Below are 9,117 nucleotides of genomic sequence, written 5' to 3'. Positions count from 1 at the left end.
GTTGCAGATTTTGCGACCAAGACTAGGCATGTAGCCTGTCGCAGGGAGCAAAATCAAAACTCATTCAAAGACGCTTAAAAGCCAAGCAAATTTTAAAGGAGAAATAATGATTTTAAAAGGCAAAAAAGGCCTCATCGTCGGCGTCGCTAACGCCAAATCCATCGCTTACGGTATCGCCGAAGCTTGCTACGAACAGGGTGCGCAGATGGCGTTTACCTACCTAAACGACGCGCTGAAAAAACGCGTAGAGCCGATCGCAAAGGAGTTTGGGAGCAAATTCGTCTATGAGCTTGATGTAAACAACCCAGCTCATTTGGACGGTCTTGCGGATCGTATCAAAGCAGACCTTGGCGAGATAGATTTCGTCGTGCATGCCGTGGCCTATGCGCCAAAAGAAGCGCTAGAGGGCGAGTTTGTAAACACCACAAAAGAAGCCTTTGACATCGCGATGGGCACGAGCGTGTATTCGCTACTGAGCCTCACGCGCGCGGTGCTACCGGTGCTAAAAGAGGGCGGCTCTGTTCTCACGCTAACCTACCTCGGAGGGCCGAAATTCGTGCCTCACTACAACGTTATGGGCGTTGCAAAAGCGGCTCTTGAAAGCTCCGTGCGCTATCTCGCTCACGATCTTGGCGCGCGCGGTATCCGCGTAAACGCTATCAGCGCTGGCCCGATCAAAACGCTTGCCGCAAGCGGAATCGGCGACTTTAGGATGATTTTACGCTACAACGAGGTAAATAGCCCGCTAAAACGCAACGTCACGACGCAAGACGTCGGCAAAAGCGCGATGTATCTACTCAGCGACCTTGCTAGCGGCGTGACCGGCGAGGTGCACTACGTCGACTGCGGCTACAACATCATGGGTATGGGCGACGTGGCTACCGACGCCGAGGGCAAGACGATCCTTGCGTGGGATGCGGCTAAGGCCGAATAAGCGGCGTGCAAAAAGGGCAAAATTTGACGCGCACGGTGTATTATGAGGCTAGGCACAAAGCCATAGCGGAGGGCGGCGTAGAGGGTATCGCCGCCGTTTTGCGAGGTGATGACGAGGCCGAGAAAGCCTCGCTTTTGTTGTGTCTAGATTATTACCTTGATCCCTATTACGGCTGCACGCTGGCGCATGAGAGCGAAATTTTCGTCCTTTTGCAGGAGCTGCTTCTTACCGAGCGCTCGCAAGCCATCAGAGACGATATTTTGCAGCTTCTGGGCGATTACTGCGGCGATTTTAGCGTGCTGCGAAGCAGGATTTGCGAGGTGTCAGGCGAGCTTTTGCCGGGTATCAAGCGCTTGATCGAAGGATAAATTTAACGACCGGCACGCTTTTGTGCGCGGTAATTGCGTCGCGGCGAGCGGTAGCGAAATTTGCCGCGCCTCTGCATACGCCCCTTTTTGCTGCGAAAATACGGCAGCGTAAAATTTTAAGATTGAAAGCGGCGATGAGAACCTCGGATGAGCGAGGAGCTCTATTAGGCGCGTACATAAAAACGGCATGGAGATAGAGGATTATTTCAAAGCCGTTTTTGAAAAAAGCGGTAAAAGCCGCCAGGAAGGAGCTTAATGAAAAAGGATTATATCTGCGTATTCGACTGCGAGACGATCCTCGACGTAGCGGCGCTGGTGCGAGTGCTGGATGAGGATGCGATCGCGAGCTGCTTCGAGCCTTTCGATAAAAAAAGCTTCGCAAAGCTTCTTGACGCGCAGCTCTCGCAAAAGATCGGCGGCGAGAAGCAAAGCGCGTCTTTAAATTTTGCTGTAAATTTGGCGGAGCAGAATTTTAAAATAGAAAATTCCGAGCAAAATTCCGCACTGCAAAGCTTTACGCAGCAAGACGTCGCGTCTCAAAGCTTCGCCAGTGAAAATTCCGCTGAAAATCTCGCGCAGAGAAATTTTACGAGCGAAAATTCTGCATCGAATTCCACAGAGCAAAATTTAGCGCCGCAAAATACGGCGCCCAAAAATTCCGCGTCGCTAAATTTAACCTACGATGATACCGCGCCTCAAAGCTCCGCAGCACAGAGCTCCGCGGTAGAAAATTCCGCGTTCCGAAGCCCTGCGCCTCAGAATTCCGCGGCGGAAAGCTCTGCGTCCCAAAGCTCAAAGAGCGAAAATCTCGCTTCAAATTCCGCGCAAGATCCCGCGTTAAACGCGCTAAATTTTAAAATTTACGGCGAGCAATTGATCTTTAATGCGGATAAAAGCAAAATTTTAAACCACAAATTGCTCTCGCTTAGGGCGATGGAGATTTTTAAAGAAAAAACCGGCAGCGAATTCCTGCCCGTCTGCTTCCACCGCGTCGTTAGCATTAGCGCCGTGATGGCGGACGGATTCGGCAGATTTTTGCGCGTCTCGACGCTTGATGGCGAGAACGAGCGCGATAAAATCGCAAAATTCCTAGCCTTCATCGAGGATTTTAATCCGCGGCTAGTGAGTTTCAACGGGCGCGGGTTCGATCTGCCGATGATTATGGCGCGCGCGATGTGCTATGATCTAAGCGCCGCGGCGTATTTTGAGACGAACGATCGCGATAACAACAAGAGCAAATGGGAGAACTACCGCAGCCGCTACGACGGGCGGTTTCATCTGGATCTGCTCGATCACATCAGCGATTTTGGCGCCGTTCGCGGGCTCAAGCTCGATCATATCTGCGCTAGCGTGGGTCTTCCCGGCAAATACGACGTGCACGGCGATCAGGTCTTGCAGCTGTATTACGCAGGCGAACAGACCAAGATCGACGAGTACTGCAGATCCGATGTGCTCAACACCTACTGGCTGTTTTTGAAATACGAGCTTTTGCGCGGCAAGATCACCAAGGACGATTATTTGAATTATATCGCGGTGATGGGAGAATTTTTGCAAAAAGAGTGCGCGGGCATGAGCTACACGCCCGTTTTTTGCGACTTTATAGAAAGGGAGTTAGCGGCATATGCGAAGTGAAATTTTTAAAATTTTAAAAGGCGCGGTTTTTGGCGCGGTGTTTTTGCTCTGCGGCGCGGTTGCGGATGAGGCTAAATTTAAACCGATGCTGCTTAAAGAATATGTCCCGGGCATGAATATCACGGGCTGGGTAGTTAGCGAGAAGCTAGACGGCGTGCGCGCGATCTGGGACGGGCGTAATCTGCGCTCCAGACGCGGCAAGATCATAAACGCCCCTGAGGGCTGGAGTGCGGGCTTTCCGCCGTTTTTCGTGGACGGCGAACTATACACGGCGCGCGGAGAGTTTGAACAGCTCGTCTCGATCGTCTCTTCTAGCGTGCCCGATGAGCGCTGGAGCAGGGTAAAATTTTACGCGTTTGACCTGCCGAAGGAGCAGAAAAACCTTAGCGCGAAGATGGAAATTTTAAGAAATTTTATCGCCTCAAGCGGCGCGCAAAATTTGCTCATCGTGCAGCAAACCCCGGTAAGCACGCACGCAGACGTGCAGGCGTATTTTGATCGCGTCATCGCCTCTGGCGGCGAAGGCGTCGTGCTGCGCGATCCAAACGCGCTTTATGAGAGCGGGCGCAGCGATAAAATTTTAAAATACAAAAAGACGCACGATAGCGAGTGCAAGGTCGTAAAAATCAACCCGGGCTACGGCAAAAACGAGGGCAAGATGGGCTCGCTTAGCTGCGTGGATCTACGTAGCGGAGCGAAATTTAAAGTAGGCACGGGCTTTAGCGACGAAATGCGGGCAAATCCGCCTAAGGTAGGCACGATCATCACCTATCAATACCAAAACCTAACCCGCGAGAAAAAGCCGCGCTTCCCCGTATTTTTGCGCGTGCGACCAGCGATTTAATCTAAGGGGCTATAATCGCGTATTTTGATAAATTTGATCCGAAGGAGAATAGATGAAAATTTTAATTACAGGCGGCGCGGGATACATCGGTAGCCACGTCGCAAAGGCGCTTTTAGAAGCGAACCGCCACGACGTCGTCATACTGGATAATCTTTGCAAAGGCTCGATGCGAGCGATCGAGGCACTTTGCAAGATAGGCGAGTTTGAGTTCGTGCAAGAGAGCCTAGAAAACACCCCTGCAATCGAGAAGCTTTTTAAACGCGAGAAATTCGACGCGATCATTCACTTTGCGGCGTTTATCGAGGTTTTTGAAAGCACGCAAAATCCGCTAAAATACTATCTAAACAACACCGCCAACGCGATGAATTTGATCGCGCTTGCGAACAAATATGGCGTGAAAGACTTTATCTTTAGCTCCACTGCGGCGACCTACGGCGAGCCGGACACCCCGCAAGTAAGCGAGGAAACTCCGCAAAATCCGATCAATCCGTACGGCAGAAGCAAGCTGATGGTCGAGTGGGTACTAAAAGACGCGGCAGCGGCAAATCCAAATTTTAAATATGGAATTTTGCGCTACTTCAACGTCGCAGGAGCCGCAAGCGACGGCACGATCGGGCAAAACTACCCGAACGCGACGCATCTTATTAAGGTAGCGACCCAAACGATCGTTGGCAAGCGCGATAAGATGAGCATTTTCGGCGATGATTACGACACCAAGGACGGCACCTGCATACGTGACTATATCCACGTAGAAGACCTCGCAAGCGCGCATCTGGCGGTGCTTGATTATCTGCAGACTAACGACAGCGCGGTCTTTAACGTAGGATATGGCACGGGCTTTAGCGTAAAAGAGGTCGTTAACGAAGCTAAAAAAGTAAGCGGCGTGGATTTTAAAGTGCAGATCGCTCCGCGCAGAGCCGGCGATCCTGCCTGCCTCATCTCAAACGCGGATAAAATTCGCACCAAAACCTCTTGGCATCCCGAGCACGAGAGCCTGGATGAGATCATCCTAAGCGCGCTTAATTGGGAAAAGAAGCTCTAGGTTCTAGCGTGAAAGTGCGATTTGAAATTTTAAAATTTTACTCCGCCGCGTTTAATAGCGGCGAGCAAAAGGAAGCCTTGTTTGCTTAAAATTCTAAACGCCCCCGAAGCCGCGCAGCGTAAGCTCGGCGTCGTGCTATCGTATGTAAATATCTTTGTTTCTACGATACTTACTTTGGTTTATACGCCGTTTTTTCTGCGGGCGCTGGGGCAGAGCGAGTTTGGGCTTTATTCTTTAGCTAGCAGCGTTATTGGCTATTTGGCGATTTTGGATTTGGGTTTCGGCAACGCCGTGACGGTCTATACCGCCAAATACGCTTCAAGTGGCGAAGTGGAGCGCATGCATAAGCTGCACGGCACGATTTTTAGCGTGTATTTGGTAATGAGCGCGGTGATCGTGCTTGCAGGAGCTGCGCTGCTAGCCAATCTGCACGCGATTTTTGGCGCTAAGCTAAGTACTAGTGAGATGGGCGAAATTCGCATTATGCTAATGCTACTAACTGCAAATTTAGCGATTAGTTTTCCTTTTAGCATCTATTCGTCGATCCTTACGGCGCATGAGAATTTCGTATTTATTAAGCTAGTTGGGATCTTTCGTACGATCGCTCTGCCGCTAGCTGCGGTGCCTGCGCTACTTTTGGGATATAAGGCTATCGCGATCGTAATCATCGCTACGGCGGTAAATTTAATCTGCGTCGCGGCAGATTTCATCTATTGCAAAAGCAAAGTCTCGCCCGTGATAAGCGTACGAAATTTCGACGCCCCCACGCTTAAGCAAATTTTTGGCTACTCGTTTTTTATATTTTTAGGCATCGTAGTCGATCAAGTAAACTGGAATGTCGATAATTTTATCTTAGGCGCTGTAGCAGGCGCTACGGCGGTCTCCACGTATGCCGTAGCAAGCACGATAAATGCCACTTTCGTCACGCTTTCGCTCACCATTAGCGGCGTGATGCTTCCTAAAATTGCCAAAATGGTCTCTGCCAACTCCACCGATTCCGAGCTTAGCGCGGAATTTATCAAAATAGGCAGGCTGCAATTTTACGTGATATTTTTTATCGCGTCGCTTTTGGTGATTTTTGGGCGGGAGTTTATCGTGCTCTGGGCTGGCGCAAATTATGAAATTTCATACGCAATCGCGCTTATTTTGGTGCTTCCAGTAAGCGTGCCGTTGATTCAAAATTTAGGCTTAGCCGTGCTTCAGGCAAAAAACAAAGTCAAATTTCGCTCAATCGCCGCGTTTTGCGTCACGCTCGTAAATATCGCTATTTCTATCCCGCTAGCTAAGGCTTACGGTGGCGTGGGCGCTGCGTGCGGTACAGCTTTTGCGATTACCTTGCTAAATATCTGCGTGATGAATATCTACTATGCTCGTGTAATCGGACTTGATATCGCTAAATTTTGGCGAAATATCGGCGCGATGGTAGTAAAATTTGCTCCTGCAATCGCAGCAAGCCTAGTGGTAAATTACGCATTAGGCTTACATGGAGTGAGCTTTTTGCTAATTTGCGGCGGGCTTTATTCGGCTATGTTTGTGCTAAGCGCGTATTTTTGGGCGATGAATGACTACGAACGCGCGATTTTTGGTGGCATTGCAGCTAAGATAAGGAGGCGGGCTTGAGCTTCAATGTAATTAGCGAAGTGGTTACGAAAGACCGCTGTATCGGCTGCGGCGTCTGCGCGAGCAGCTGCCCTTTTAGCGTGCTAAAAATGCGGCTTGGAGGCAATGGATTTTACGCGCCCGAGGAGGGCGAAGGGTGCCGCGACAAATGCGATATTTGTCTAAAAGTCTGCCCGTTTTACGAAAAAGACATGCTCGAAAACGAGCTAAATTCTAAATCATACTCAGAGTTGGAAAGCTTTAGCCCAGATTTTGGCAGGTTTTTAGCCACTTATAAATTCTACAAAAAAGATGAAGCGCAGCGCCTAAGCAGTGCAAGCGGCGGTGCAGGAGATTATATTTTTCGCGAGCTTTTTGCGCGCGGGCTCATCGATTACGCGATTTGCGCCGTGCCAGCGGACGAAGGGGATTTTATAGCCCAAAATTCCAAGCGGGATTTTTCCGCCCACGAAAATTTAGTGGTGGCTCAGAATTTACAAAATTCCGCAACCAAAAATTCCGAACAGAATTCCGCAATTCCAAATTTAACGCAGAATTTGGCGGACGATGATTCTATAAATTTTACGAGTGCGCAAAATTCCTTTGGCGAAAATTTTACGCAGAATTCCGCGCAGAATTTTACAAATGAAAATTTCGCGCAAAATTCTAAAGCTTCTTGTAAATATTCCGTATCAACGCAGAATTTTGCCTGCGAGAATTCCAAAAATGCGCGAAATTATGCGGGCGAAAATTCCGTGCCGCTATTTAAATTTAGCGTGATAAAAAATGCTGATGAGCTTACTCGTGCGCGCTCGTCCGCTTACTATCCGCTCACGCTTGAAGCAGTGCTAAAAGAGATGTCGCACCGCGAGGGTAGATACGCGATCAGCGCGCTGCCGTGCTTTGCTAAGGCCTTAAGGCTTGCTGCGAGCAAAAATCCGCGCCTTAAATCCCGCATAAGCTTTATTATTGGGCTGGTTTGCGGACAGGGCAAGGGTGCTGGTTTTACGCATAAGCTGGCAGATCTTGCGTTTAAAGAGCGTAAGCAGCTTGCAGCAGTTAATTACAGATATAAAATCGCGGGCAAAAGTGCGATGAGCTTTGGCTTTAAATTTCGCGCTGCAGACGGCAGCGAGGCAATAGATGATCGCAGTAGCAGCGCCTTTGCGTACTGGAGCTCGCGCGCTTTTACGCCTCTTGCGTGCAACGCCTGCACCGACGTTTTTGCCAAATGTGCCGACGTCGTGCTGATGGATGCGTGGCTGCAAAGCGAAATAAGCGAGTGGCGCGGCACATCGCTCGTAATTACGCGCGCAGCTCAGATCGACGCGCTATTTTCGCAGCCTACGAAGCAGGCACGAGAGGCGATTTTTTGCGAGCGGATATCCGCAGCAGAGGTGCAGCGCTCGCAGCAAAGCCAGGTGGAGTGCAAAAACGAAATTTTCTACGGCGTGAAAAATCCGCTTAAGCGTTACATATTGCGCCAGAAGCTTCAGATCCAGCGATATAGTGCTACGCATTTTGATTGTGATGATTTCATCGCTGCTAGGCTTAAAAAAATCGCCGCGGCAAATAAAGTGCTAGCGCTTTTGGCGCTACCAAAGATCGCGGCATATAAAATTTATAGGAAGTTTGCATGAAGATCGGGATTTTTACCCTGCCGCTAGTAAATAATTACGGCGGAATTTTACAAGCTTACGCGCTAAGCCGCGTGCTAGTGGGGCTAGGGCATGAGCCACGTCTCATAAACTTGCGCCTGCAAAGAAGTAAACTATCGATTGCGTATCTTAAATTTTTAGTGGTATGCGCGCTTAAAAAGGAGCTTCGCGGCGCGAAATTTAATCCCTCTTACGAGCGCGATACTAGCGAGTTCGTGGCTAAAAATATCCCTTTAACCGCGCCTGTTTGCACGCCTGCGGATTTAAAGGCGCTGTGCAAGAAAGAACGCTTTGAAGCGGTGATTTTAGGAAGCGATCAGGTTTTTCGTCCTAGCTATTTTGCGGATTTTGCAGATTGCTTTAGCCTTGGATTTTTGCCGCCTAACTGCACGCGGATCGCCTATGCTGCAAGCTTCGGCGGAGATAGGCTTTGTGGGCTTAAAAACCCCGCGGATTTAAAAATCCACGCTGCAAATTTGGCTAAATTTAAAGCTATTTCGGTGCGCGAATGCGACGGCGTAAAGCTTGCGCGCGAATGCTTTGGCGTAGATGCGCGTTGGGTGCTAGATCCTACGCTTTTGGCTAACAAAGAGATTTACGATAAATTTTTAAGCCATGCGCCCAAGCATAAGGGCTTTGCCTATATCCTAGATCCATCGCCTCGCTCAGAAGCGGCGATAGAGCTACTAAAGAAGCAAAGCGGACTAGAGATAGATGAGGTAAATGACCGCGGCAACCGCATCGGCATAAAAGCGTGGCTAAGCGCTATTGCGGATGCAGAATTCGTGCTAACCGACTCATTTCACGGCTGCGTATTTTCCATAATCTTTAATAAGACGTTTTTTGTGCTCGTCAATGCTAGTCGCGGTGCGTCGCGCTTTAGCTCGCTTTTGGGCTTATTCGGGCTTGAAGATAGGGCTTTGCAAGATCCCAAAGACGCGCGCTTGGACGCGACTATCGATTGGGATGGCGTAAATGAGGCGTTGCGCCGTAAAAGAGAGGACTCGATGAAATTTTTAAAAACAAGTTTAGGCTCATAA

8 protein-coding genes are annotated in these 9,117 nt (G+C 49.5%); all 8 read left to right on the top strand.

Features of this window, described 5'->3' with window-relative positions; genetic code table 11:
• Window positions 1-106: 106 nt before the first annotated feature.
• Window positions 107-934: an enoyl-ACP reductase FabI gene (fabI, locus tag Q0340_RS08710; protein WP_298082996.1), complete on the top strand. Its 828-nt coding sequence runs from the start codon at window positions 107-109 to the stop codon at window positions 932-934.
• Between the two features lie 5 nt (window positions 935-939).
• Window positions 940-1,302, top strand: coding sequence for a hypothetical protein (locus Q0340_RS08705; RefSeq protein WP_298082995.1), 363 nt, complete (start codon window positions 940-942; stop codon window positions 1,300-1,302).
• A gap of 255 nt (window positions 1,303-1,557) precedes the next feature.
• The gene (locus Q0340_RS08700) at window positions 1,558-2,934 is read left to right on the top strand and encodes a 3'-5' exonuclease (protein ID WP_298082994.1); all 1,377 of its coding nucleotides are present in this window, start codon (window positions 1,558-1,560) and stop codon (window positions 2,932-2,934) included.
• A complete protein-coding gene (locus Q0340_RS08695) occupies window positions 2,924-3,778 on the top strand; it encodes a DNA ligase (protein WP_298082993.1) in 855 nt (284 codons plus the stop codon). Before Q0340_RS08700 ends, Q0340_RS08695 begins: the two co-directional genes overlap by 11 nt.
• A gap of 52 nt (window positions 3,779-3,830) precedes the next feature.
• Window positions 3,831-4,820 (top strand): UDP-glucose 4-epimerase GalE, encoded by a 990-nt coding sequence (galE, locus tag Q0340_RS08690; RefSeq protein ID WP_298082992.1) that lies wholly within the window; start codon window positions 3,831-3,833, stop codon window positions 4,818-4,820.
• Window positions 4,821-4,901: 81 nt separating this feature from the next.
• A complete protein-coding gene (locus tag Q0340_RS08685; protein ID WP_298082991.1) occupies window positions 4,902-6,440 on the top strand; it encodes an oligosaccharide flippase family protein in 1,539 nt (512 codons plus the stop codon).
• On the top strand, window positions 6,437-8,059 hold the full coding sequence (locus Q0340_RS08680; protein ID WP_298082990.1) for a Coenzyme F420 hydrogenase/dehydrogenase, beta subunit C-terminal domain: 1,623 nt from the start codon (window positions 6,437-6,439) through the stop codon (window positions 8,057-8,059). The genes Q0340_RS08685 and Q0340_RS08680 overlap by 4 nt, the downstream gene beginning before the upstream one ends.
• Window positions 8,056-9,117, top strand: a complete 1,062-nt coding sequence (locus Q0340_RS08675) for a polysaccharide pyruvyl transferase family protein (protein ID WP_298082989.1) — start codon at window positions 8,056-8,058, stop codon at window positions 9,115-9,117. Before Q0340_RS08680 ends, Q0340_RS08675 begins: the two co-directional genes overlap by 4 nt.

This window comes from uncultured Campylobacter sp., assembly GCF_938045595.1.
Taxonomy (GTDB): domain Bacteria; phylum Campylobacterota; class Campylobacteria; order Campylobacterales; family Campylobacteraceae; genus Campylobacter_B.
This window is presented reverse-complemented; position numbering and strand designations above follow the sequence as displayed.

Bases quoted from the DNA above. Each gene is read 5' to 3' on its own strand.
- fabI (WP_298082996.1), top strand. From the start codon at position 107: ATGATTTTAAAAGGCAAAAAAGGCCTCATCGTCGGCGTCGCTAACGCC.
- Q0340_RS08700 (WP_298082994.1), top strand. From the start codon at position 1,558: ATGAAAAAGGATTATATCTGCGTATTCGACTGCGAGACGATCCTCGAC.
- Q0340_RS08695 (WP_298082993.1), top strand. From the start codon at position 2,924: ATGCGAAGTGAAATTTTTAAAATTTTAAAAGGCGCGGTTTTTGGCGCG.
- galE (WP_298082992.1), top strand. From the start codon at position 3,831: ATGAAAATTTTAATTACAGGCGGCGCGGGATACATCGGTAGCCACGTC.
- Q0340_RS08675 (WP_298082989.1), top strand. From the start codon at position 8,056: ATGAAGATCGGGATTTTTACCCTGCCGCTAGTAAATAATTACGGCGGA.